Annotated in this window: 27 protein-coding genes; 10 read left to right on the forward strand and 17 right to left on the reverse strand. The window is 63.1% G+C overall.

What is annotated here, in order from left to right; genetic code table 11:
- Positions 1–377 precede the first annotated feature (377 nt).
- Together IC761_RS30675 and IC761_RS30680 are read right to left on the reverse strand one after the other, a co-directional pair.
- A complete protein-coding gene (locus IC761_RS30675) occupies positions 378–1649 on the reverse strand; it encodes an extracellular solute-binding protein (protein WP_195800378.1) in 1272 nt (423 codons plus the stop codon).
- A gap of 160 nt (positions 1650–1809) precedes the next feature.
- Positions 1810–1986, reverse strand: coding sequence for a hypothetical protein (locus tag IC761_RS30680; protein ID WP_195800379.1), 177 nt, complete (start codon positions 1984–1986; stop codon positions 1810–1812).
- A 362-nt stretch (positions 1987–2348) separates the two neighbouring features.
- Here IC761_RS30680 and IC761_RS30685 point away from each other — a divergent pair, with 362 nt between their 5' ends.
- The 10 genes from IC761_RS30685 (at position 2349) to IC761_RS30730 (ending at position 10557) form a co-directional block, all read left to right on the forward strand.
- Positions 2349–3518, forward strand: a complete 1170-nt coding sequence (locus IC761_RS30685) for an alpha-D-ribose 1-methylphosphonate 5-triphosphate diphosphatase (protein WP_195800380.1) — start codon at positions 2349–2351, stop codon at positions 3516–3518.
- Between the two features lie 24 nt (positions 3519–3542).
- Positions 3543–4022, forward strand: coding sequence for a phosphonate C-P lyase system protein PhnG (gene phnG / locus IC761_RS30690; protein ID WP_195800381.1), 480 nt, complete (start codon positions 3543–3545; stop codon positions 4020–4022).
- Positions 4012–4608, forward strand: a complete 597-nt coding sequence (gene phnH / locus IC761_RS30695; RefSeq protein ID WP_195800382.1) for a phosphonate C-P lyase system protein PhnH — start codon at positions 4012–4014, stop codon at positions 4606–4608. Before phnG ends, phnH begins: the two co-directional genes overlap by 11 nt.
- Positions 4605–5789, forward strand: coding sequence for a carbon-phosphorus lyase complex subunit (locus tag IC761_RS30700; protein ID WP_195800383.1), 1185 nt, complete (start codon positions 4605–4607; stop codon positions 5787–5789). Before phnH ends, IC761_RS30700 begins: the two co-directional genes overlap by 4 nt.
- A gap of 61 nt (positions 5790–5850) precedes the next feature.
- Entirely contained in the window at positions 5851–6645 is a 795-nt protein-coding gene (locus IC761_RS30705) for an alpha-D-ribose 1-methylphosphonate 5-phosphate C-P-lyase PhnJ (protein ID WP_246791598.1), read from the forward strand.
- A complete protein-coding gene (gene phnK, locus IC761_RS30710) occupies positions 6642–7421 on the forward strand; it encodes a phosphonate C-P lyase system protein PhnK (protein WP_195800384.1) in 780 nt (259 codons plus the stop codon). The genes IC761_RS30705 and phnK overlap by 4 nt, the downstream gene beginning before the upstream one ends.
- 15 nt (positions 7422–7436) lie before the next feature.
- Complete coding sequence (gene phnL, locus IC761_RS30715) at positions 7437–8168, forward strand: phosphonate C-P lyase system protein PhnL (RefSeq protein WP_195800385.1); 732 nt, start codon at positions 7437–7439, stop codon at positions 8166–8168.
- The gene (locus IC761_RS30720; protein WP_195800386.1) at positions 8168–8896 is read left to right on the forward strand and encodes a DUF1045 domain-containing protein; all 729 of its coding nucleotides are present in this window, start codon (positions 8168–8170) and stop codon (positions 8894–8896) included. Before phnL ends, IC761_RS30720 begins: the two co-directional genes overlap by 1 nt.
- Positions 8897–8900: 4 nt before the next feature.
- Complete coding sequence (gene phnN / locus IC761_RS30725) at positions 8901–9482, forward strand: phosphonate metabolism protein/1,5-bisphosphokinase (PRPP-forming) PhnN (RefSeq protein ID WP_195800387.1); 582 nt, start codon at positions 8901–8903, stop codon at positions 9480–9482.
- Positions 9483–9639: 157 nt separating this feature from the next.
- The gene (locus IC761_RS30730) at positions 9640–10557 is read left to right on the forward strand and encodes a LysR family transcriptional regulator (RefSeq protein WP_195800388.1); all 918 of its coding nucleotides are present in this window, start codon (positions 9640–9642) and stop codon (positions 10555–10557) included.
- Here the strand turns inward: IC761_RS30730 and IC761_RS30735 are convergent.
- The 15 genes from IC761_RS30735 to IC761_RS30805 all read right to left on the reverse strand — a co-directional run bounded on the left by IC761_RS30735 (position 10521) and on the right by IC761_RS30805 (position 24373).
- Positions 10521–10778, reverse strand: coding sequence for a DUF2274 domain-containing protein (locus IC761_RS30735; RefSeq protein WP_195800389.1), 258 nt, complete (start codon positions 10776–10778; stop codon positions 10521–10523). The two genes, IC761_RS30730 and IC761_RS30735, sit on opposite strands and share 37 nt — an antisense overlap.
- The gene (locus IC761_RS30740) at positions 10775–11983 is read right to left on the reverse strand and encodes a TraB/TrbI/VirB10 family type IV secretion system protein (protein WP_195800390.1); all 1209 of its coding nucleotides are present in this window, start codon (positions 11981–11983) and stop codon (positions 10775–10777) included. Before IC761_RS30740 ends, IC761_RS30735 begins: the two co-directional genes overlap by 4 nt.
- A complete protein-coding gene (gene trbG, locus IC761_RS30745; protein ID WP_195804823.1) occupies positions 11974–13053 on the reverse strand; it encodes a P-type conjugative transfer protein TrbG in 1080 nt (359 codons plus the stop codon). Before trbG ends, IC761_RS30740 begins: the two co-directional genes overlap by 10 nt.
- On the reverse strand, positions 13053–13739 hold the full coding sequence (gene trbF, locus IC761_RS30750; protein WP_210338500.1) for a conjugal transfer protein TrbF: 687 nt from the start codon (positions 13737–13739) through the stop codon (positions 13053–13055). The genes trbG and trbF overlap by 1 nt, the downstream gene beginning before the upstream one ends.
- 3 nt (positions 13740–13742) lie before the next feature.
- Positions 13743–15104, reverse strand: a complete 1362-nt coding sequence (gene trbL / locus IC761_RS30755; RefSeq protein ID WP_195800391.1) for a P-type conjugative transfer protein TrbL — start codon at positions 15102–15104, stop codon at positions 13743–13745.
- The gene (gene trbK-alt / locus IC761_RS30760; RefSeq protein ID WP_246791383.1) at positions 15101–15424 is read right to left on the reverse strand and encodes a putative entry exclusion protein TrbK-alt; all 324 of its coding nucleotides are present in this window, start codon (positions 15422–15424) and stop codon (positions 15101–15103) included. Before trbK-alt ends, trbL begins: the two co-directional genes overlap by 4 nt.
- A gap of 7 nt (positions 15425–15431) precedes the next feature.
- Positions 15432–16190 carry a P-type conjugative transfer protein TrbJ gene (gene trbJ / locus IC761_RS30765; protein ID WP_195800392.1) on the reverse strand — a complete coding sequence of 253 codons (759 nt, stop codon included), beginning with the start codon at positions 16188–16190 and terminating at the stop codon, positions 15432–15434.
- Positions 16187–18625, reverse strand: coding sequence for a conjugal transfer protein TrbE (gene trbE, locus IC761_RS30770; protein WP_195800393.1), 2439 nt, complete (start codon positions 18623–18625; stop codon positions 16187–16189). Before trbE ends, trbJ begins: the two co-directional genes overlap by 4 nt.
- Before the next feature lie 7 nt (positions 18626–18632).
- Positions 18633–18908, reverse strand: coding sequence for a VirB3 family type IV secretion system protein (locus IC761_RS30775; protein WP_195804826.1), 276 nt, complete (start codon positions 18906–18908; stop codon positions 18633–18635).
- Complete coding sequence (locus IC761_RS30780; RefSeq protein ID WP_195800394.1) at positions 18908–19249, reverse strand: TrbC/VirB2 family type IV secretion system protein; 342 nt, start codon at positions 19247–19249, stop codon at positions 18908–18910. Before IC761_RS30780 ends, IC761_RS30775 begins: the two co-directional genes overlap by 1 nt.
- Positions 19246–20244 carry a P-type conjugative transfer ATPase TrbB gene (trbB, locus tag IC761_RS30785; protein ID WP_195800395.1) on the reverse strand — a complete coding sequence of 333 codons (999 nt, stop codon included), beginning with the start codon at positions 20242–20244 and terminating at the stop codon, positions 19246–19248. Before trbB ends, IC761_RS30780 begins: the two co-directional genes overlap by 4 nt.
- A gap of 478 nt (positions 20245–20722) precedes the next feature.
- Positions 20723–21772: an isopenicillin N synthase family dioxygenase gene (locus tag IC761_RS30790; protein ID WP_246791384.1), complete on the reverse strand. Its 1050-nt coding sequence runs from the start codon at positions 21770–21772 to the stop codon at positions 20723–20725.
- Between the two features lie 162 nt (positions 21773–21934).
- Positions 21935–22621, reverse strand: a complete 687-nt coding sequence (locus IC761_RS30795; RefSeq protein ID WP_195800396.1) for an ABC transporter ATP-binding protein — start codon at positions 22619–22621, stop codon at positions 21935–21937.
- Positions 22614–23360 (reverse strand): ATP-binding cassette domain-containing protein, encoded by a 747-nt coding sequence (locus IC761_RS30800; RefSeq protein WP_195800397.1) that lies wholly within the window; start codon positions 23358–23360, stop codon positions 22614–22616. The genes IC761_RS30795 and IC761_RS30800 overlap by 8 nt, the downstream gene beginning before the upstream one ends.
- On the reverse strand, positions 23357–24373 hold the full coding sequence (locus IC761_RS30805; RefSeq protein WP_195800398.1) for a branched-chain amino acid ABC transporter permease: 1017 nt from the start codon (positions 24371–24373) through the stop codon (positions 23357–23359). The genes IC761_RS30800 and IC761_RS30805 overlap by 4 nt, the downstream gene beginning before the upstream one ends.
- Between the last annotated feature and the right edge of the window lie 4 nt (positions 24374–24377).

Consider the following 24377-nt stretch of genomic DNA (forward strand, 5'->3'; position numbering starts at 1 on the left):
CAGAGGTTGAAACGAAACTATTGCCACGTCTTATAATTGAGTCAAAGGCGCGGCCGAAATCATCCGGACGCATCTTTCTTCTGAGCGCGCTGCACCGCCTCCGTGAGGTCATCTTGGAAGGTGCTGCGTCGGGGATCGACCGGCACGTCGTGCAGCGCGCGCCTTACCCTGCAAGACCGGAAGCCCACGTAAATTCTGGCGCGCTGAACGCCAGATAGCCGGTCGACCGCTCGCGCCGAATCAATGCCCGTCGGCGCAGTCAACAGGGTGCAGGAGCTCTCGCCCAGAGGAGGAATTGTGGGAACAGGGCGACGGCCCTTCCGAAGTATGATCGACCGCCTCCGCGCACCAAGGTGGCGCCAAAAACACCACAGGAATTAGGGCTTCGGCAGGAGTTTCCTGACGTCTCGAACCATGTCGGGAAGCGCTTCGTCCGGTGTCCGCTTGAGCGTTACAATACTTTGCAGGTGGTCTCGAATCACCGCGGTGATGCGCCCCCCGTTTTCGCCGGGATATACGTTCATGCTTTTTATCCGGGCAACCTCCGCGAGGCCAGCGAGGGCGTTCGGCTTGGATTTGAAATAGTCGCCAAGGTATTTCGGGTCCTTGATCGCGATTGTGTTGACGGGCGTGAAACCGGTCTTCGACACCATCAGCGTCTGCGCCTCCGGGCCGAGGGCGAATTTCAGGTATTTCCACGCCGCTCGCTGCTTCGCTGGGTCCCGAGCCATGATCGCCAATCCGCCACCGCCAGAGGGCATCCGGCCATCGACAGCCGATTGGGGAAAGGGACCGGTGCGAATATCGAGCGCGGGTCCGGCGTTGGCCGTCAATTGTTCCAGGCGCGAATTGGAGGCAACATAGATGCCGATCTTGCCCGAAGCGAAGGCTTGGCGCGCCTGTTCGGAGGTCATGTCGACCATGCCAGCCTCCCCGAAACGGCGCATCAGTTGCAAGGCGGCTTGGCCGGCAGGGCCATCGAAGGCGATCTTTCCATCGGGCGTGAACACGTCGCCGCCGTGGCTGTAGACGAGCGCGTGAAACGACCAATTGTAGCTGTCGGGATAATATTCAAAGAAGATCGGAACAAATGCGGGGGCAGTCCTGCGGATGTCGTTGGCGAGCGACAGGATCTCGTTCCAGGAAAGGTCCAAGTTCGAAAGATCCGGACGCACCTTACGAATGATGTCCATGTTGTAATAGACAATGCTCGTTGATACCGATTCCGGAAGGGCGATCGTCTTGCCTTTCCATTCCGTCGCAGCGAGCGCCCCAGGCGCTACGCCCACTGCGGCCCATGACGGGTCGGAGGCGAGGAAGCCATCGAGTGGGACTAGCAGTCCTCGCTCGGCAAGGACCGGCATGTCCGGATAGCAGAGCGAGGCAACGACGTCGGGTAGATCCCCGGTGACCGCCGCCCTTAGGAGTTGCTGCAACAAGGCCGGGCAGTCGGCGGCGTTAGCCTCCGTGACGATCCGGACGTCTGGGTTCTGTTGCATGAAGCGCTCGATGATCGGCTGGCGGAAGAGGCCGTCACGCGCCGGAAAGGCGTAGCCCACCCGCAGAGTGACCGGATCGGCACAGGCTGCAGTCGCCCCGATCAGCGCCCCGGCGACGGCCGATACCAGCAAAGACATCGCTTTCATCATGGCAAACCTTTCTTGGAAGGGTAACAATTCATTGCTGCGCCGAACCGGCATTGTGCTGGACAGGCTCAAAATTAAGCCCGACGGATGAAGCCGCATTGACGGGATTAGAACAACATCACTACTTGTACCTTCGGAAAGAACCGCACTGGCTTGCGACCTTTCAGTCCCTATTGGCGACGATCTGAATCGGCCCAGCTAGCAGAATTTTTGCCGCTGGTTTCATGTAATGACGGCAGGCGCGCGCGTCCTCGACAACATGATCGGCGTGGCCGGCCGCGGCATCGACATTAATGTTGGTCAAGAAAACAATTGGCTGGCGGCGCCGCAGCCAATTCATTCCGCATCGGCACGACCCAGGTCGAGCCGGAGATCACGGCCGAGGCTCTCTTCCGCCCGCATCCGGCTGAAAGCAATGAAGCACGGTTCGCCACCCGAGGGCATAAGCGCAAGACCACGCAAAGTCGCGATGTAGGACTGATGGGATGCGACTTTACTCGCTTCCTAACAAAGGAGCTACGCCCTTCTCGATCCGTAGGAGATTGCGTTCACTCAACGAGGTACCATTTAGGACACTCTCGATCGAGGACATTGTACCACTCGATCAAAGTAACACGATTTGTCATCGTGACGTCTCTCACCACCCCTTTAACAGCTGATAGAACTCAAGCCGGTTTAAAGGCAAGAAAGAGGCGCCCTCTAATGGGTCAATCGGCGAATACGCTTAGTCAAGCTCGACAAGACATCCTCCAATCCAGCGAGGTTGTCCTGACCAACGCCAAGATCGTGACCCGGTCGGCGTGTTTCAAAGGAACGGTTCAGATTGTCGACGGCATGATCGCTGACATCTCGGCAGCCAATGTGACAGCGCGGGGCGCGGTCGACTTTGAAGGCAATTATTTGCTGCCTGGTTTGATTGACGTCCATACCGACCACCTCGAAAAGCAGATCTTGCCGCGGGCCGGCATGACTTGGGATCCCCTCGGCGCCGCGATCGCCCACGACGTCCAGGTCTGCGCGGCGGGCACCACGACGGTGTTCGACTCCCTGATTGTCGGGGCGGTGGGCAATCCAGAACGGCGACGCCTGCTGCCGCTCATGCTGGAAGGTCTCGACGAGGCGCGCCGGCACGGGCTGCTCAGGGCCAATCACCTGCTTCACTTGCGCTGCGACGCCCGAGAGCCCGACCTCATTGAACTCTTTCTTACCTATGCCGACCGGTCAGAGCTTCGGTTCGTGACTATCATGGACGACGGGCCGCGGCGGGACCCGGAGCGCTTCCGCCATCTGGAACGCCGCAAGAATACGCTCGAGGTGGAGATCGAAGCGGCGATACTCGCCGTCGCCAGCACAGAGGACTGCACCGAGGATAATCGGCGTCGCCTCGTGGCGCACTGTCGCGCGCGGGGCCTCCCCTTAGCCAGCCATGACGACACCGCCGCGGAGCACATCGCCGAAGCGATCGGGTTCAGGCTTGCTATCTCTGAATTCCCGATCACCCTGGAGGCGGCGAAGGCTGCCCGCGCCGCCGGCATGACGATTATCGTCGGTGGCCCCAACCTCGTCGCCGGGCGCTCGCATATCGGCAATGTCTCGGTGCGGGAACTGGCGCGGGACGACCTGATCGACATTATCAGCTCCGACTACATTCCTGCGAGCATACTTCGCGCGATCTGGTATCTGGCGGCTCAGTCAGAGGGGCCGTCGCTCGCCGAGGCCGTACTGTTCGGCAGCCTGCGACCGGCAGAGACCTTCGGGCTTTCCGACCGTGGCGAGATCGCGGTGGGCAAGCGCGCCGACCTCATCCGCGTCGCCGACCGAAACGGACCGATTGTGCGCGCGGTTTGGACGGCCGGCAGGCCGGTGCTCTGAAGCGAGGCGAAAAGAGAAGTGAGTATGTCCGCGACGCAAATTGCTGCCGCCGATCGGTGCACCCGTCAGGTTTGGATGACGTTGCTCGCCAAGGCGCCACTCGCCGAATTGGAGCGACACTGGGCGGTGATCGCCCGTCCGAAGTTTCAATGGATCCGTCGGCCCGAATATGGCGCCACCATGCTGCGAGGGGCGGTTGGACGGACCGGCGCCGTGTTCAATCTCGGCGAGGCGACGGTTACGCGCTGTACGCTCCAGATCGAAACGGGCGAAATCGGCATCGCTTATGTGCTCGGCCGTAACAAGCGCCACGCCGCACTTGCTGCTCTGTTCGACGCCTTGATGCAGCGCGACCTAGCCACCAGGACCGGTGCGATCGCCCCGGTGATCGCCGCGCTCGACCAATATCTGCGCGAGGCGGAGCGAGCGGTCCGGTGCGAGACCCAACGTAGCAAGGTCGATTTCTTCATGCTGGGGCGGGAGGCCAATGGCGATGACCGCTGATCTCGTACCGCCCGCCTTCCGCGATCCCGTTCACGACTCGCAGTCGGCCTTCCGTCGGCTCCTGAGAGCGTTGTCGCGGCCTGGCACCCCGGTTTCGCTTCCCGGTCCAGCCCAACCGCCGGCGCCGATGGGCGGACCGCTCGCTGCCATTGCTCTGACACTCGCGGACACTGATTGCCCGATCTGGCTGGACGGGGCCCTCTCGACGGAGCCGGTCCGACGCTACCTTCACTTCCATACCAACGCGCCGCAGGTTGCCGATACGAAGGCCGCGGCCATCGCCCTGATTGGTGATGCAGGTCGCCTGGCGCCCATCGGCGGTTTCCATCCGGGCGAGGCCGCCTATCCAGACCGCTCGACGACGCTCGTCCTCCAGGTGCCGGCGCTCACCGGCGGGCCTACCGTCCGCCTCTGCGGGCCGGGGATCGAAACCACGGCGAGTTTCGCGCCCCGGGGCCTCCCGGACTGGTTTTGGGCGGCATGGCGCGAGAATGCCGCACGCTATCCCCTCGGCGTCGACATCTTCCTCACCGACGACCGTGACGTTGTCGGCCTGCCGCGCTCCACCAAGGTTGAGGCACCATGATTACCTCCATCAAGGGCGGCGAAGCCGCGATCGCCGCATCGCACCGGCTCCTCGCAAAACGCCGGCGTGGCAACCCGGCTGTCGCCGATATCGGCGTCAACCAGATCCGCGAACAATTGTCGCTCGCCGTCGATCGTGTGATGAGCGAAGGCTCACTCTACGACCCGGCACTGGCGGCACTGGCTATCAAGCAGGCCGAGGGCGACCTCACCGAGGCAATCTATCTGTTGCGAGCATTCCGGACCACGCTGGCCCGCTTCGGCTATGCCGAGCCAATCGACACAGCGGCGATGGTGGTGCGCCGACGGATCGCGACAACCCACAAGGACGTGCCGGGCGGACAACTCCTCGGACCGACCTACGACTATACCCATCGCATCCTTGATGTCGCTCTGTTAGGAGAGGCAGGCAGCGACGACCTTTCCGATCTCGTCGATGGCGGCGACGGAACGAACGAGGGCGACAGCAGCGATCCCGCGCCCGACGCGGTGGCTCTCGCGCTGACGAGAGACTGCGGCGTGCTGGCACGAGCCGACCTAGTCGAGGAGCCCAGATCGGACGGAGAAGAAAAGGTCGCCGACATCACCCGCGATCCCGTGGTGTTTCCGTCCAGACGGGACGAGCGTTTGCAAGCTCTCGCACGCGGGGACGAGGGTTTCCTGATGGGGCTTTGCTATTCGAGCATGCGCGGCTATGGGCGCAATCATCCTTTCGTCGCTGAGTTGCGCTACGGTGATGCTGCCGTTGTCCTCACCATCCCCGAACTCGACATCCCGGTCGGCATCGGAACGCTCCGCGTCACCGAATGCCAGACAGTGCATCTGACCACCGGCGACGGGTCTCTGCCGCCGCGTTACACGCGAGGCTATGGACTCGTCTTTGGTCATGGCGAACGCAAGGCGCTTTCGATGGCGATCGTCGACCGCTCGTTGCGCTCAGCCGAACTGGGCGAGCGTGTCGCCTACCCTGCCCAGGATGACGAATTCGTCCTCTCACATTCCGATAGTGTCGCAGCCTCCGGTTTGGTGCAGCACCTCAAGCTGCCTCATTATGTCGATTTCCAAGCTGAGATGCAGATGCTCGATCAGATGCGCGCAGAGCACGCCGCACGTCGAGAGAAGCCCAGTTCCGAGACCATTCCCGAACTGGACCGGACCCCAGAGGTGGATTGTGCAGACTGACCTCGAATTCGACGACTCCGTCGGCTACAGCTTCGCGTACCTCGACGAGTTGACAAAGCGGATGATCCGGCGGGCGATCCTGAAGGCGGTGGCCGTGCCCGGCTACCAGGTGCCGTTCGGCAGCCGCGAGATGCCACTGCCGCCCGGCTGGGGCACCGGCGGGCTCCAGGTCACTGCGAGCATTCTGGGCCGGGACGACCGGCTGAAAGTGATTGATCAGGGCGCCGACGACACGACCAATGCGGTCTCGATCCGCGATTTCTTCGCTAAGGTCGCTGATGTCACAACGACTGAGCGCACCGCAGAGGCGACGATCATCCAGACCCGTCACCGGATTCCTGAGCGGGCACTGACGGAAGATCAGATCATCGTCTTCCAAGTCCCGCAGCCAGAGCCTTTGCGCCGCTTCATTCCGGAGGAAACGGTTGCGCGGAAGATCCATGCCTTTGCACGCTATGGCATCATGTACGTGCGCCTCTACGAGGATATTTCCCAGCTGGGCCAGGTCGCCATGTCGAGCGACTATCCGGTCATCGTCAACGGGCGCTACCTCGCCTCGCCGTCGCCGATCCCGAAATTCGACAATCCCAAGCTTCACCGCAGCCGCGCCCTCGCCATTTTTGGCGCCGGGCGAGAACGTCGCATTCACGCCATCCCGCCCTTCACCGATGTTAAAAGTCTCGATTTTGCCGATTACCCTTTCACAGTGCAGCGCTTCGAAGCGTGCTGCTCGCTTTGCGGCGCGCAGGACAGCTATCTCGACGAAATCCTCCTTGATGATCGCGGCAGGCGGGCATTCGTCTGCTCGGATACCGCCTATTGCGCCGAGCGGCGCGGCGAAAGGACCGAAGCATGAAGCCGAGAGCGAGGGATATTTTGCGTGCCGACCGCGTCTCGAAGCTCTTCGGGCGTATCCCAGCTTGCAACTCGGTGTCGTTCTCGCTGCGGGAGGGCGAAGTTCTTGGCATCGTCGGTGAGAGCGGCTCGGGCAAGTCAACATTGCTGCGCTGCCTTGCTGGCCGCATCCCACCGGACGCCGGCACGGTCCGGATCGCCTCAGATGACCATCTCGTCGATCTCTGGGCGATGGACGAAGCCTCGCGCGAGCAATTCCTGCCGACGACAGTCTCGCTCATCCACCAGAACCCGCGCGATGGATTACGCCTCGATATCAGCGCCGGCGGCAATATTGCCGAGCCTCTGATGGCCGCCGGCGGCCGCCACTACGGCTCGTTGCGCGCGACGGCGCTGGAATGGCTTGAGAAGGTCGATATTGAGAGCCGCCGCGTCGACGACCCGCCCGAGATCTTTTCCGGCGGGATGCAACAGCGTTTGCAGATCGCTCGGGGACTCGCTACTCATCCCCGCCTTGTGCTGATGGACGAGCCGACCGGCGGACTCGATGTCTCCGTCCAGGCAAAGCTTCTCGACCTGCTGCGCCGCCTCGTGCACGAACTTGGCATTGCCGTTGTTGTCGTCACCCACGATATCGGAGTGGCACGTCTGCTCGCCGACCGGCTGATGGTGATGCAGCACGGGCGCGTGATTGAAGAAGGACTTACCGACCAGGTGCTCGATGATCCTCACCACCCCTATACGCAACTGCTCGTTTCCTCCGTGCTGCAAGTCTAAGGAAGGGCACCGGTCATGACCATCCTCTTCAGCGTCGGCGGCCTTTCCAAGACCTTCACGCTTCATACCCAGGGCGGCGCAGAAATCGATGTCTTTAACGACATCTCCCTCGAGGTCCGGGCGGGCGAGTGCGTCTGCCTGCACGGCCCCTCTGGGGCCGGCAAGTCGACGTTGCTGCGCTCGCTGTACGCCAACTACAAACCGGACGCCGGGCACATCCTCTTGCAACACGGCGGCGAATCGATCGACCTCGTGAGCGCCGAGCCGTGGGAAGTGATCGAGGTGCGGCGTCGGACGATCGGCTATGTCAGCCAGTTTCTGCGCGTCATCCCGCGCGTCGCCACCATCGATATCGTCACCGAACCGATGATCGCCATCGGTATCCCGGCAGATGAAGCGCATGCGAAAGCGAAGGCGCTGCTCGCCCGCCTTAACATCCCCAAGCGGCTTTGGTCTCTGGCGCCCGCGACCTTCTCCGGCGGTGAGCAGCAGCGCGTCAATATCGCGCGCGGCTTCATGGTCGACTACCCTGTCCTGCTCCTCGACGAGCCGACAGCTTCGCTCGACGCCACCAACCGCCAGAGCGTAGTTCAGCTAATCAACGAGGCCAAGGCGCGCGGGGCTGGCATCGTCGGCATCTTCCATGATGAGGAGGTGCGCAAGGCTGTCACCGACCGGCTGTTCGAGGTGCGCCAGATGCCGGTTCGCAAATCTCGGCGCAGCACCACAGCGCAGATGGTCGCATAATGCCCGAGTCGTTCTCGCCCCGCTACGCGATCTACTACACACCAGCACCGGATCACCCGCTGACGGTGGCAGCGAGAGCCTGGCTCGGGCGCGACTCGTTTGCTGGGGGCGCGCACAGGGCTCATGTTGAGTCCGTTGCTGCGGATCCGGTTCGCGGCACTCTGACCGCTGCGCCGCGCCACTACGGGTTCCATGCGACGCTCATGGCGCCGTTTCGCCTGAGGCAGGATCGTACGGTCGAAGAACTGGAGCGGGCGCTCCGCACGTTCGCGGCGGCTTGGCCTCCCTGCCCGATCGGCCCCCTGAAGATTGATATGCTCGGCAGTTTCTTCGCCCTGGTTCCTGTGAGTTCGATCCCCACTTTGCATGGCTTTGCTTCGCACATCGTCGAGGAGTTCGATCGTTTCCGGGCACCTTTGACCCAGGACGAGTTTCAACGGCGTTTGCGCAGCCCACTCGACGACATTGAGACCACCCAGCTCGTGCGATGGGGCTATCCTTACGTCTTCGATCGCTTCCGCTTTCACATGACGCTAACCGATCAGGTTCCCGCGGAAAGGCGAGCCGATGTGCGGGAAGAGTTGGATGCGATTTTCGGGCCGTTGCTCTTGGAAGACTACGCCATCGATGCTCTTTCCCTTTTTACTCAAGAACGGCCCAGCGCCGATTTCGTCGTGCGGTCGCAGTTCGTGTTGGGGAGCCGCGCCCTCCTCAAGGAGGCGGTGTGAGCTGATGACCCCTGCACGCCGCCACCTGATTCTCGTTGTTGGCCCCAGCGGAGTGGGCAAGGACGCCCTGATCGATTTTGCCCGCGCGCGGTTGCGGTGCGAGCCTAATTTTCATTTTGTCCGCCGGATCATCACCAGGCCTGCTTCCATCGGCGAGGATCACGAACCTGTCGATATCGAAGAATTCCAACGCCGAGCCCGCGCCGGCGCGTTCGCCCTGCATTGGCAAGCGCATGGGCTCTTCTACGGGATTCCTGCAACAGTCAACGACCAGCTTGATCGCGGCATAGTCGTGGTCGCCAATGGTTCCCGGGCGATCGTGCCCCTGGCCCGTCAACGCTATCCGCAACTACGTGTCGTCAATGTCACCGCACCCGTTGACGTCCTGTCCAAGCGCTTGGTGGGGCGCGGACGGGAGAGCGATTCATCATTGAAGCAGCGGCTTGCGCGAAACAACCCAAATCCGATCGGAGAGGATGTGCTGCACATAGACAATGGCGGGTCGTTGAATGTCGCCGGTGAGCGGTTCATGGATGCGCTGCGAGCCTGCCGTCAAGCAAGCAGTATCATGAGCAGTCCTCACTGACGAAATAACGGCCACTCCATCGATGTGGTGAAGGATAGGAAACACAGAGCTTTGGGAGCGACCGCCAAGGCCGAATCGGAGGATGCTGAGATAGTGCAAGCAACTGAAATGACCCGTTCAAACCTGGTTAACGGCAACTCGCCATAGGGCTTCGACCGTGCCTGTGGAATTTCGAGAACTGCGCTGGGCGATCGTCGCGTCCCAGCATCGGAGCCTGCGCCAAGCGGCAGAGACGCTCAGAATCAAGCAGTCGACGCTCAGTCGCAGCCTGCGCAATCTCGAAAACAAGTTGGGCGGCACTCTGTTCGAGCGCACCAATGGCGGCACGCGACCGACCATGGAAGGTCAGGAATTCCTCGGCTCCGCGCGACGCATCGTCGGCGAAACCGAAGCAATCGCCGCTCGCTTCAAGACCCGCTCGCGAGGCGAGAGCGGTCGATTGACCATTGGCGTCCACGCCTCACTCTCAGCCGGCAATCTCCGGGCCACCCTCCTCGACCATCGGCAACGCTTCCCCGATGTCGATACGTATCTGGTCGACGGATCGAGCGACCATCTGATTTCCGACCTCGCCAGTTCTGCCATTGACGTCGCAGTCGTGGCCGAACCCAATCCAAGGTGGAGCGACGGATCGTTGACGGTCTGGAGCGAACGTGTCGTCGCCGCTCTTCCCAAGAATCATCCGCTGACAGGTCGTGATGTGGTTCACTGGGGCGAACTAAGGCGCGAACTGCTTTTGTCGTCACAACGCGGTCCAGGACCGGAATTCCACAAGCTTCTCGTCAGCAAAATGGGAAGTTCTGATCCGTGCCCATTGCTTCGTCACGATGTGGCGCTCGACCGGCTTCTCGCCTTGGTCGGCGCCGGTTGGGGTATCCTGCTGGTATTGGAAAGTGCGACCGGCGCCACCTATCCGGGTGTCACCTTCCGCGAGGTACATGATGCCGAAGGGCCGACACGGTTGAGCTTCCGCGCCTATTGGCGCGAGGCCAACGGCAATCCATCGCTGCGTCCGTTCCTCGACCTGCTTCGCGAGCGCTATCCGGACCTCTCGGCTGCCCCAGGGACGGACTGAGCAGCATTTCGGCGTGCCTTCGCAAACGCACGGTCGGTCGCCATGAAACGCTCGATCATCGGCGCGATCAATTTGGCAGGCTCGGTCGGCGTCGTCGCGCCTTCGCTCCGCGTCAGAATCTCGGCGTAGACTTTGAGATCCCTGAAGACCGCCGCCGGCAGTTCGACCGTGAGCTTGACCGGCTTGTCGTCTTCAAGCGGCCCAAGCTTGAGCTTCGTCATCGTGTTCCTCCCTTACCATAGGGCGCCAGCACCAAATCGCGCGTGACGATGACCCGCACCGGGAAACCTGGCCGGATGGTCAGTGTCGGCTGGATGTTGAGCTGGCGCTGTACGATCTGTTGACCAGTCTGGCTGATGCTGTTGGACGCGCCGCTGCGGATCGCTTGAATGAGGTTGTTTTCATTCTGGCTCGTGCCGGCCTCGGCGCCGACGCTGAGCAGGGTCGAAAGGACGGCGGCCTTGAACAGCATGCCCCAATGGTTGTCGACCTCGTCCTCGAGCCCGGCATACCCCCCGGTGTCGGCGCCGGGCTGGCGCTCCAGCACGATCGAGGTGCCGTCCGACATGATGATGCGGGTCCAGACCAGGAGGATGCGAGACTGGCCGAACGCGACGGAGCTGTCGTATTGGCCGATCAGCTTCGCGCCCTGGGGCACCAGAAGATATTTGCCGGATGGGCTGTCATAGACCGCATCGGTTACCTGGGCGGTGACTTGACCGGGCAGATCGGAGCGAATGCCCGTGATGAGCGCAGCCGGAATCACGGTGCCGGCTTGCACGACGTAAGGTGAAGCCTTGGCCTCAAGCCGGTCCGGACTGACGGTGCGCTTGTCCGTCGACGCGTTGAGGAAGGCCGTCTTGCGGTCCTGCATGTTCTGGGCGGATCCGGCGTCGACAGGTGGTGTCGCGGCCGGGGTCGTCGCGGTCCCGGCGGAGGCATTCGGGATGACTTGGCCGACGCTCTGCGGTTGCTGAACGGACTGGGCGAACAGGCGGCTGACCCGCGCCGCCTCGATTTCCTGAGCCTTGTGCTGCGTCTCCGGATCGGACGTCGTTCCAGGGATCACGGTGTTCGGTGCAGCGCCTGCGTTAAGGATCGGCTTGCCGAGATCGCCGGGCAGCGGCGGCCCGAGCGGCGGCGCTTGACGCGGCAGACCGGTATAGTCCTTGGGCAACCCGGCCAGGCCCTCAGCCGAAGGCCTGTTCTGGATGCTGAGCAACTCCTGGCCGGCTTGCTGCTCGTTGCGGGTCTGCAGCGCGTAGCCGAGCGCGCCCGCGACTGCGAGGGCCGACACTGCGCCGAGGCCGACCAGCATCTTGCGTGAGAGGCGTGTGACGCGCGGTCGCTCGCCTCGGAGCCGAAGGTCCGGCGGCGCGATGGGCGGAATGTCGCGTTGATGTTCGTGTTCGTCCCCTATCGCCATGAGCGCGGCCTTCCGTCAGTGCGGACGATGCGCACGCGCCGCTCGCTGTCCTTGTCACCCAGACGCAATTCGGCGGCCGCGAACAGGCGATCGACGATGTAGTAGTTGCGGTTCGCCCGGTAGTTGACCAGCTCGGAGCCCCCGGCCGGACCGATGACAAACAGCGGCGGCATTTCGCCCTGCGCGATCCCGCTGGGAAACTCGATGTAGACCTTGTTTCCGTCATCGAAGGCGCGCAGCGGCCGCCAGGCCGGATCATCGCCCTCGATCGCGTAGCGGAAGTTGATCGAGCCGAGATCGACGCCGGCCGCGATTGGCGTGGCGGCCTCAGCCGTTGCGTTCTGTCGCCGAAGAGCGATGAGCTGGTCCTCGGGGTACTGCCAGGAGACCGAGGCCATGTAGGTCTTCTCCGTCGAGCGCAGCTCAAGCAGGTAGGTCCGCCGGTCGGTGTTGATGACGAGATTGGTGATCAATTCCGGCCGCGTCGGCTTGGCCAGGATATGGATCTTCCTGGTCGCGCCCGCGCCGCTCTCGGTATCGCCGATGATCCAGCGCACGGTGTCGCCGGAGGCGACCGGACCGGATCCGACGAGTTGCTCGCCGTCCTGCAGAGCGATGTCCGTAATCTGGCCGGGCGCCGTATAGACCTGGTAGAGGGCTCCGCCGGAGAAGGGATAGACCTGGACCGCGTTGATGAAGCCGTTGCGGACCGGCTGCACCCGTGCGGCGGCGTTGGCCTGTTTGACGCGAACCTTGGGATCGGCGGCTTCGGGGACGTGTTTGCCCGCGGCGAGGGGTTTCAACTGCCCGGGCAGCGGCAGGAGCTTCGGCAATTCAACGATCTTGACGGGAGCCGGCGGATCGACGGTGAGCGTCGCCGGCTCCGCGCTATCGTAGTTGATGTCGGGCGGGATGAAATTGTGCGCGCAGCCGCCAAGCGCCGGGACGAATATCAGCAAAGCCGCAAGTACGGATTTACGGAAGTACGTATCGCTATCTTTCCGGCTTTGATGAACGATGGAGAAGCGTGAAGCCGGACCGCCGGCTTTGGAGAACATCGGCGGGGTCATTATCCCAGCTCCTTCGACCAGTTGATGGCGTTGACGTAGATGCCGAGTGGATTCTTGCGCAGCCGATCGGCGTCGGTGGGCGGCTGAATCGCGATGGTGAGTATCGCGGTCCAACGTGTGGTGCCGGCGAGCGCCCCGTCTTGATAGCGGTGCTCGACCCAGGCGATGCGGAAGCTGTCGGGCGAGGCGCGGATGACGCTGGAGACGTCGATGGCAACCTGCTGCTTGCCGAGATTGGCGAAGGGGTCATTGGCGCGGGCGTAGTCGTTCAGCGCCGCCGCGCCCGTCGTGGTCGTAAAATCATAAGCCTGCAGCCAGTTGTGCCGCACGATGATCGGGTCGGCCGGAAGTGAGCGCACGATCTCGATGAAGTGGGCGAGATACCAGGCAATCTGCGGGTCGTTCGGCCGGTAGTCGGCCACAGCGGGCGCTATCGCTTGCGCCTCGCCGAACTTGTCGACCTGCACCACCCAGGGAACGACGGTGCCGTGCGTCGATTGCCAGACGAGCCCGCCGGCGAGGCCGCAGCTAAGGATCAGCGAACCGAAGGCCATCAGCCGCCAGTTCTTCGCCTGCACGCGAGCGGAGCCAATACGGTCGTCCCAAACTTGCGCGGCGCGCTGATATGGGGTTGCAGGTTCGGGCATGCGGCCGTAGCGGACCGACGACCGGCGGAAGATCGACATTGGTTATTCTCCTTGCCTGAGATCGACGGCATGGCCGCCGCCATGGCTGTCACCGGATTTGAGGGCTTGCGCCGCGGTCTGCGCGCCGTGGACCATCGTCTGGTTGCGCTTCACGCGGTCGGCCCAGGCGGGCGGACCGCTCTCGCTCGCCGCCTGAGACGCGGCTCCATCGTTTGCGACCCCGCCACCCTCAACCGTTCCCATGGTCGAGGAGCCACCCGTGTTTGCGAAACTGGCGCGGGCGCCGGCGGCAAAACTCTCGTTCATGGCGCCGGCGGCTTGCGCAGCGGCGCGTCTGACGGGAGCTGCAACAGCGCCGGCCGCCGCGCGGCCCGCACCGCCGAGACCGGACGCGACGCCGCCAGCACCGGACCGACCGGCTGATGCGAGGCTGTAGGCCGACGACATGCCGCCCGCCATCGCCGCACCACCGCGCGCGGCGGCCGCAGCACCAGAGGCAGCAGTCATCGCTCCCCGCCCCGCGAGACCGAGCGCCGCGCCGCCCGCCATCGCCGTGCCGGCGACGGCGAGGCCGGTGCCGACCACAGCACCCGCGCCCAGCTGCGGTGCGCCGGATACAAGACCGGTGGCGATGCCGGGCCCGAATATGCCGAGGCCGAGCATGGCGAGTGCGGCGAGCACCACAGAGAGCGCCTGCTCGATGGTCGGTTGGCCGCCGCCATAGGCTGTGGTGAACTGGGAGAACAGCCCGGTGCCGATGCCGACGATGACAGCGAGCACCATCACCTTGATGCCGGAGGCGACGACGTTGCCCAGCACCTTTTCCGCGAGGAAGGCCGTCTTGTTGAAGAGGGCGAATGGAATGAGGATGAAGCCGGCGAGCGTCGTCAGCTTGAACTCGAGCAGCGTGACGAACAGCTGCACCGCCAGAATGAAGAAGGCGATCAGCACCAGGAGCCAGGACACCATCAGCACGGCAATCTGGACGAAGTTTGCAAAGAAGCTGGTGAAGCCCATCATCTGGCTTGCGGCGTCGAGCAGCGGTTGGCCGGCGTCGAGCCCGACCTGCGCCAGCCGGCCGGGCCGCAGGAAATCTGCTGTCGAGATCGACGAGCCGCCGGCCTTCAGGCCGAGGCCGGCGAAACTGTTGAAGATGACGCCTGAGAGATTGTTGAAGTTGGTGATGATGAAGGCAAAGAACCCGATGTAGAGCGTCTTCTTGACCAGCCGCTGCAGGATGTCCTCGTCTGCGCCCCACGCCCAGAACAGGCCGGCCAACGTGATGTCGATGACGATCAACGTCGACGACAGATAGGTGACCTCGCCTTTGATCAGGCCGAAACCTGAATCGATGTAGGTGGTGAAGGTATTGAGGAAGGTGTCGATGACGCCGACATTGTTCATGGCCGCTTGTCTCCCTCCGTCGCGTTCGCAGGCGGAGTGGCCGGCGCGGCCTGCGGCGACAACGGCCGCGCCGGCCTGCCGAAGAAGCGCGCGCGGTTCTCCTCCCAGACCGCCTGGCAGTGCGGATCTTCGGCATCCTCGGGGCCAAGCGCGCGGCAGCGGCGCAGCTCGGCCGACAGATCATCGGGCGCTGAGACGGCAGGGGCATCAGTAATGAGCCGCGGCACGGGACGCCGATGGATGAAGGACAGAATGGCCATGAAGACGGCCAGCAGAACGACCATCGCGGCGGCGCGCCAAAAATCAGAGCGATCCATCATGCGCGCCTCAGTGGCCGCCGAACATGGTGACGTTGCCGGGCTGGTAGCCGCTGCGCGTCGAGAAGATCTTGTACTGCTGCTGGCCCTGCGACTCGGTCGCCGTCGCGCGCGCCTGCTCCAGTGCGTCCGCGCGCCCCTTCGCAGCGAGCACTGCGACAAGATCGGAGAGCTGCTGGGATTGCAGGGCGAGGAGCTGGTTGCCGGCCTGGGCGGCCTGAAGGGCGCCGCTTGCCGACTGGCTGGCGGTGACCAACGAACTCATGGCGCCGGAGTTGGTCGAGATATTGCCGACGACGCCGGCCTGCACCTTCAGCGAATCCTCGAAGGCGCCCACCGAATTCTGCCAACGACTTTGAGCCGCGGCAACCATTGTCGCATTGGACCCCGTAGCCGCCGCCGTGCCGTAGACGCTCGAGTACGCCGTCTGGATGCGTTCGACGTTGAAGGCGATGTTCTGGGCCTGGCTCAGCAGCGACTGGGTCCGGGCGACCTGCGCCTGAAGCTGGGTCAGCGTCGACAACGGCAGGTTGGCGAGGTTCTTTCCCTGGTTCAGCAGGCTCTGGGCCTGATTGGTCAGCATCTGGATCTGATTGTTGATCTGCTGCAGCTCGCGCGCCGCAGTCAGCACGTTCTGGCTGAAGTTGGTGGGGTCGTAGACGATCCACTGCGCGAAGGCTCGCGTCGTCACAGGCGGCGAGATCGACAAAGCGAGCGAGAGAGCGGTTGCGGTGATCAAGGCTGCGCGCCGCGTCTTAAGGGCGGTCATGATGGCACCTCCAGGTTTGTCAGGTCAGGGATGAGATCGGCGGCCCAGAGCAGCTCGTGATCGGCGAGCCAGGTGGGCGTGAAGTCGTCGCGGCCGTGCTCGGCGAGCAGCCGTTCGATTGCGGCATGGTCGGCCTTGGAGGACGCGGCGCAGAAAGCGAGCGCGACCGGCCCGAGGCCCAGCTCGAAAAGCCGATTGCCACGGCGGGATTGACAGTAATAGTCCCGCTTCGGCGTCGCGCGCGCGATGATCTCGATCTGGCGGTCGTTCAAACCGAACCGCTGGTAGATGGCGGTGATCTGCGGTTCGATCGCGCGCTCGTTCGGCAGGAAGATGCGCGTCGGGCAGCTCTCGACGATCGCCGGCGCAATGTTGCTGCCGTCGATGTCGGAGAGGGATTGGGTTGCGAAGACGACGGACGCATTCTTCTTCCGTAGCGTCTTCAGCCACTCCCTCAGCTGTTGCGCAAAGGCCGGATCGTCGAGGACGAGCCAACCCTCGTCGATGATGAGAAGGGTCGGCCGGCCATCGAGCCGTCCCTCGATACGATGGAAGAGGTAGGTGAGGACGGCGGGTGCTGCTCCAGCGCCAATCAAGCCCTCGGTCTCGAACGCCTGCACCGACGCGAAGCCGAGTTGCTCGGCCTCGGCGTCGAGCAGGCGGCCGGAGGGGCCGCCGACACAATAGGGTTGCAGCGCCTGCTTGAGCGCGGTTGATTGCAACAGGACCGTCAAGCCGGTGATCGTGCGTTCCTCGACCGGCGAGGAAGCCAGCGAGGTCAACGCCGACCAGACGTGCTCCTTCGCGGTCGGATCGATGGTGACGCCTTCCTTGGCAAGGATCGCGCTCACCCATTCGGCAGCCCAGGCGCGCTCCGCCGCATCGCCGATGCGTGCGAGTGGTTGAAGGGAGACGGAATCCTCCGCACTGTTCGACAGGCTTCCGCCGAGGTCGTGCCAGTCACCGCCCATGGCAAGCGCAGCTGTGCGGATGGAGCCGCCGAAATCGAAGGCGAAGATCTGGCTCTTCCGGTAGCGCCGGAACTGGATCGCCATCAGCGCCAGCAGCACGGACTTGCCGGCGCCGGTCGGGCCGACGATCAGGGTGTGGCCGACGTCGCCGACATGCAGCGAGAAGCGGAACGGCGTCGAGCCTTCGGTCTTGCCGAAGAACAGCGGGGCGCTGCGGAAATGCTCATCGCGGTCCGGGCCGGCCCAGACCGCCGAAAGCGGAATCATGTGGGCCAGGTTCAATGTCGAGAGTGGCGGCTGGCGGACGTTGGCGTAGGCGTGCCCCGGCAGAGAGCCAAGCCAGGCTTCGAGCGCATTCACCCCTTCCGGCATGCAGGTGAAGTCGCGCCCCTGGATCACCTTCTCGACCAGGCGAAGCTTCTCAGCGGCAAGACCTGCGTCCTCGTCCCAGACGGTGACGGTCGCGGTGACGTAGGCCTGGCCGACGTCGTCGGTGCCAAGTTCCTGCAAGGCAAGATCGGCGTCGGCGGCCTTGTTCGCCGCATCACTATCGACCAGTGTCGAGGCCTCGTTGGTCATGACCTCCTTGACGATGGCGGCGATCGACTTTCGCTTGGCGAACCACTGCCGGCGGATCTTGGTCAGCAATTTCACCGCCTCGGTCTTGTCGAGGAGGATCGCGCGGGTCGACCAGCGATAGGGAAAGGCGAGCCGGTTCAGCTCGTCGAGAATTCCGGGATGGGTTGCGGTCGGAAAGCCGACCACGGTGAGCGTGCGAAGGTGATGGTTGCCGAGGCGCGGCTCGAGGCCGCCGGCGAGCGGCTCATCTGCGAGCAACGCGTCGAGATGCATCGGCGTCTCGGGGACGCGTACGCGCTGTTGCCGGGTCGAGATGGTCGAATGCAGGTAGGTCAGCGTCTCGCCGTCGTCGAGCCACGCCACCTCGGGCATGAACCCTTCGACCAGTTGCAGGACGCGGTTGGTGCGATCGACGAAGCCACGCAGCAGCTCGTGAGGATCGACGCCGCGCTGCGCACGGCCCTCATAGAGCCAGGCTTCAACGCGCGATGCGTCCTCGGCCGGCGGGAGCCAGACGAAGGTGAGGTAATAGCGGCTCTCGAAATGCGCACCGGCCTCCTCGAAAGCGTCCTGCCGCTCCAGATCGACCAGCGCTGATGCGGCGTCAGGAAAACTGTTGTGCGGATAGGTCTGGGCGGCGAGGCGCTGGGCTTCGACGAAGATCGCCCAGCCCGAGCCGAGACGGCGCAGCGCGTTGTTGAGGCGGGCCGTCACGCCGACGAGCTCGGCAGGCGTCGCGCTGTCGAGATCCGGACCACGGAAGCGCGCGGTGCGCTGGAACGCCCCGTCCTTGTTGAGGACGACGCCTTGCGCGACCAAAGCGGCCCAAGGCAGGAAGTCGGCCAGACCGGCGGGCCGGTTGCTGTATTCGGCGAGGTTCAGCATGGAAGCCTCACACGCCGAGATAGGATGGATAGCGGAGGTGGCGTCGAACGACGTCCACGAACTGCGGGTCGCGCTTGGCCGCCCAGACGGCGGCGGCATGGCCCACGGCCCACATCAGTACGCCGGGAATCCAGAGGCGGAGGCCGAGCGCGATAGCGGCCGCCAACGTCCCGTTGGCGATCGCAACCGTGCGGGGCGCGCCACCCATGAGGATCGCCTCGGTCAGCGCGCGATGGACCGGCGCAAAGAAGCCCGGCACTTCCGGATCGACGACAGCGGCCATCACACCAGCGCTCCGCCGGAGAAGGAGAAGAAGGTCAGGAAGAAGCTCGACGCGGCGAAGGCGATCGACAGACCGAAGACGATCTGGATCAGCCGGCGGAAGCCGCCGGAACTATCGCCGAACGCGAGCGTCAGGCCGGTCACGGTGATGATGATGACCGACATGATCTTGGCGACCGGACCTTGCACCGACTCCAGGATCTGATTGAGCGGCGTCTCCCACGGCATCGAGGCGCCGGAGGCGTGGGCCGCGGGCGCGAACGCGACGGAGATCAAGGCAATCGCCGTGAGGTCGGCGAAGCGGCGGCGAGCGTGACGGATCGCGGAAGGGAACTGAATCATGATAAGTCCTTGGGAAGCGAGGATTGGCCGTCCGCCCTGGCCGACTGGACGCAGTAATCGCCGGTGGCGGGATCGAGGCCGGCGACGAGAGCAAGTTCGGCGAGGCGGCGTTCGCTGCCGCGGCCGCGCAGCACCGCGACGAGATTGATGGTCTCGGCGATCAGCGCCTTGGGAACAGTGAGGACGGCTTCCTGAATGAGCTGCTCGAGGCGGCGGAGCGCACCCAGTGCGGAGCCTGCGTGAATCGTTCCAATCCCGCCGGGATGGCCCGTGCCCCAGGCCTTGAGGAGCTCCAGGGCTTCGCCGCCCCGGACCTCGCCAATCGGAATCCGGTCGGGGCGTAGACGCAAGGAGGACCGAACCAGATCGGACAGGGATGCCACGCCATCCTTGGTGCGCAACGCGACCAGATTGGGCGCGCGGCACTGCAGCTCACGCGTATCCTCGATCAGGACCACGCGGTCGGTGGTGCCGGCGATCTCGGCCAGCAGTGCGTTTGTGAGCGTGGTCTTGCCGGTCGAGGTGCCGCCGGCGACCAGGATGTTCTTGCGGGCGGCGACGGCCTCGCGGAGCACGCCCGCCTGGGCCGCCGTCATGATACCGGCCGCCGCGTAATCATCCAGGGTGAAGACAGCGACCGCGGGCTTGCGGATCGCAAAGGCTGGCGCGGCAACGACGGGCGGGAGAAGCCCCTCGAACCTCTCCCCCGTCTCGGGAAGCTCGGCCGAGACGCGCGGCTTCTCGGCATGCACCTCGGCGCCAACATGGTGCGCGACCAGGCGCACGATCCGCTCGCCGTCGGCGGCGGACATCGTTCGTCCGCTATCCTCCAGCCCGCCGGACAGCCGGTCGATCCAGAGCCGACCGTCGGGGTTGAGCATCACCTCGACGATCGAGGGGTCTTCGAGGAAGGTCGCGATCGCGGGGCCGAGCGCGGTGCGCAGCATGCGCGCGCCACGCGAGAACGCTTCCGAATGGATTGAAGTGCCCGCCACGATCGTCCCCCGGAGGCCGATCGCGGCAAGCGATCGGCGATGGGGACGGATAGAAAAGGCACGGAATGGGTTAGTTCAACAAGTATTCAGGTGGCGTAGGAGTGCAGCGTAGAGGAGAGAAAAAATACTTGCTACGGCGTGGGCGCACTGTGGACGCGCCGAGAGATGCAAGCGGCTTCTAACGACATTGGCACGTAGGATACTGCCGTTTGTCTTGCCTCCCAATTGAACTCGGCTTTGAATTTGCTCGCTTAACGAATATCGATCGAAAGATGTAATGTCTCCGGATCGCGCTTTCGCATTCTACTTGCGCCGCTAAAGCATCCTCCAATTCGGCCCCAAATGCAGGCGGCCAAACCCGGTCACCTGATCGCACGGCGAGATCATTGCGACGCGCCGACTTGCGTCAGCAATAACGGACCATGTGTGCGCTGCCGGCACGCGCAATCTTCCGTCCGCCGGTGTAAGCAATGCAAAGTTACGCGGTGAGACCCGAGTAGTGAGCCCGGGCAACATCTGGATGAGAGCGAAGCCGCGCCTTCAAATGGTTTGCACCGACATCGTTCAGAATAGGGTTTTGAGGATCGACCGTGACGCCTCGCTCAGCGAGCTTGATACCCTCGGGCAGATCGAGAGGCGGTATTTTTGCACCGTAGTACGCGCCGAGGAAGAATACGACCGAGTAACGCTCCACGCCAGCAGGCGGCGTCACAACAGCATGGACGTCGGCTCGAACAAACCCGTTCGTCACAAGTTCAAGCAGTTCACCGGTGTTGACGATGAAGGCACCGGCAAGCGGAGGAGCATCGATCCAGTCGCCCGCTTCTGTCCTCACTTTCAGACCTGCCACTTCGTCATTGAGAAGGATCGTGACGAGACCACCATCCTTGTGAGCGCCAACGCCCTGCTCTGACGCAGCTTGATCCTTTCCCGGGTAGCGAAGGATCTTGAGGTGTTGCGCGGGGTGCGGATCGAAGATCGGAGCGAAAACGTTTTCCGGCTGGCCGAGCGCTGTCGCGATCGCGCCCAGAACATCCTTGGCAACTCGCGTAACTTCGGCCTGGTAATCAAGGATAACGCTCCTCAAATCCGGCAACGCATCCGGCCATTGGTTCGGCCCAAGGACACGTTTCCAGAGGGGATCATCCTCAGAGAGTTCCTGTGTTTCGCCCTCCGTATCGAAGTCGACCTGCTCGCGCCAGTCCTGCTTACCGCCCGTAAGCTCGAAACCGGCCCTGTTATAGCCGCGGAAGCGAGGCGTCTTGACCATCTCGATGGCGAGCTTGTCTTTTTCCGGGAGAGCAAAAAATGCTCTTGATACATTCAGCACACGTTGGGTTGTTTCTTCGCTGACGCCATGACCAATCAGATAGAAGAAGCCGCAATCGTGCAAAATCTCTCGAAGCGATACGATAAACGCCGCACGCTCGGCGGCTTGGCCGTGAAAGCGCGAGATATCTACCGTCGGCAAAGACGTCGTTTGATTTCCGAAGCTCATGGTTTTTCCTTGTAACGAAGGTTCGAACATGTAGCGAAATCAGCAACGGTCGCTCGCCGCGAAGCGAGCTCCGTAGGATTCCGAGTAATCGACGGCCTGCAAAAGGCCGAAACCCGCAATGCATCTGAGCCGTCGCTCTCGGTCGAGAAAGCAGCACCCTCGACTTTGCCGCGCGGTCGGCGGCAGGCTCGATCAGGTCTGAAGTGCGGCGTCGCCCAGAAGTTCGTCGGGTGATCGTTGGGCCACGATTTCGCCTTTCTGGACGACGAGTGCCCGTCCAGCCAACGAAGCAACGAAGCTCAGATCCTGATCAGCGATAATCATCGCGGTGTTTTCGGTTCGGCGGATCGACAACAGGCACTCGGCAATTTCATCGGTCACCGAGGGTTGGATACCTTCTGTCAGCTCGTCGAGGAGAAGGAGCCGTGGCGAGGGAACGACGGCACGCGCGAGCGCAAGCAACTGCCGTTCACCGCCGCTGAGGGCGGAACTGCGACGGTCGAGCAGTTTCTCGAGCCGCGGGAACAGCGAGAGGATTTCGCTGATAGGCCTGATGCGCGCCTTGGTCGGCGTCATGCCGGCGAGTGCAAGATTTTCCCGGACTGTAAGGTCGGGGAAGCCCTGCCCGCCTTGCGGGGTGTAGCCGATGCCCAATCGCGCTCGCCGATGCGCAGGCGATCGTTCGACTGCGATCCCATCCAGCTCGATACGTCCGCCCTCGGTTGACAGCAAGCCCATGAGCGTTTTGAGCAAGGTTGTCTTGCCCATGCCGTTCAGGCCAACGATGCCGAGCACTTCCTCCGCCGCAAGTTCAAAGCTCAAACGACGCAGGACCTGGGTTCTGCCATAGCCCGCGCTCAACCGTTCGACCTTAAGCATGGGCTGTCACCGTTTCCTTTTTGCGACCGAGATAGATGTCTCGAACCGTCTCGTTCGCTTCGATCCTTTCCATGCTGTCTTCCACCAAAACCCGGCCTCTGTGCAGGACCGTGACCTTCTGGGCGAGGCGAGCAATGAACTCGAGGTCGTGCTCGACAACGATGACCGTGGCACGGGCGTTCAGGCGTTTGATTATACTGACCGTCTTCAACATCTCGTCGCGCGTCATGCCGGCGGTCGGCTCGTCGAGGAGTGCAAGGCGTGGATGGCTTGCGAGAAGCATGCCGAGCTCGCACCACTGCCGATGCGCATGGGAGAGCGTCGCCGCCTGCTGTTTGGCCAGCCGCTCGTCGAAACCAATTTCATCCAGCGTCAACTCGACAACCTTCTCCAGCTCACGTTTTGCAAGTGCCCGACGCAAGGCTGCAAGGTAGATGTTCTCGCGAACACTCAGCCCGGCATACACTGTGGGAATCTGGTTCTTGATGGCTATGCCCAGGCGGGCGATGCGATGCGTCGCAAAACCTTGCAAATTCCGACCGTCGAATAGGACCTGGCCGCTGGTGGGCTGATGCTGGTGCGTAAGGCATTTGAACAGGGTGCTCTTGCCAGCACCATTTGGACCGATCAGGCAGCGGATCTCGCCCGCCATGATATCGAGATCGACACCGTCGACCGCTACGACCCCGCCGAAGCGCTTGACCAGACCGCGCGTTGCGAGAATTGGGGATGCGCTCATGCCGGTTTCTCCTTGCGCCGTAAGGTGCCGGAACGCCGCAGAAACGGCAGATCCGCAATCCTTTGGATCGTCGGCAAAATGCCCTGCGGCGCCAGCAAGACAAACAGCAGGATTGTCGCGCCGAAGATCAGTTCCGTGTTGAACGTCTGGTTTGCGCCGAGCTGGCTGCTGAGAAACTGAAAGCCGAAGCTTGCGATCATGGGCCCGACATAGGTGCCGAGTCCGCCGGCGATCACCCACAGAAGGAATTGCGAGGCTTGCGAGAGATCGAAGACGTTCGGGCTGACGAAACCCATCACCGCAGTATAAAGCGCGCCGCCAAGACCCGCGATGGCGGCGCTTAAGCCAAAGCCCACGAGCTTGTAGAAGCGAATATCATAGCCGAGCAGTTCGCTACGCAACTCGCTTTCGCGGATCGCCGCCATGATCCGTCCGGCATTGCTCGCGCGCACGAACGAGAGCACGATATACACGGCGGCAAGGGCGAGCAGGCAGATTGAAAATGTCGCTTCCACCGACAAGGATGTCTGCGGCTCCCCCGGCATGTTGAGTGGAGGTATGGCCGTGATGCCGTTGAAGCCGCCAAGCGGAACCGAGCCGATGCGGAAGGAGGGATCAGCGGTCGAAGTCATGAAGGAATAGAAGATCAGCGTCACGCAGAGTGTGATGACGCCAAGATAGACGTCGCCGAGACGGCTGAAGAACAGGAAATAGCCGAGGATCAGCGAGAATGCGGCCGGTAAGGCTATCCCGATCAGCAGCGCAAGCGTGCTGTCGCCCAGATTGGAGACCGCAATCGCATAACCGTAAGCGCCGAGACCGAAAAAAGCCGAATGGCCCAAATTCAGGACGCCGAGCGTCCCCCAGACCAGGGCGAGGCCGAGCACGGCGATCGCCATTGCTGAAAAGGCCGACAGATTGACCAGGCTGAAAGGCTCCAGCACAAACGGCCCGAGAGCCGCGAAAAGCGCGAGAGCGACAGGAACAAAGGCATGTTTTAGTTGACGCAGCATGGCG

Origin of the sequence: Bradyrhizobium commune (assembly GCF_015624505.1) — a bacterium.
In the GTDB taxonomy this organism is placed as follows: domain Bacteria; phylum Pseudomonadota; class Alphaproteobacteria; order Rhizobiales; family Xanthobacteraceae; genus Bradyrhizobium; species Bradyrhizobium commune.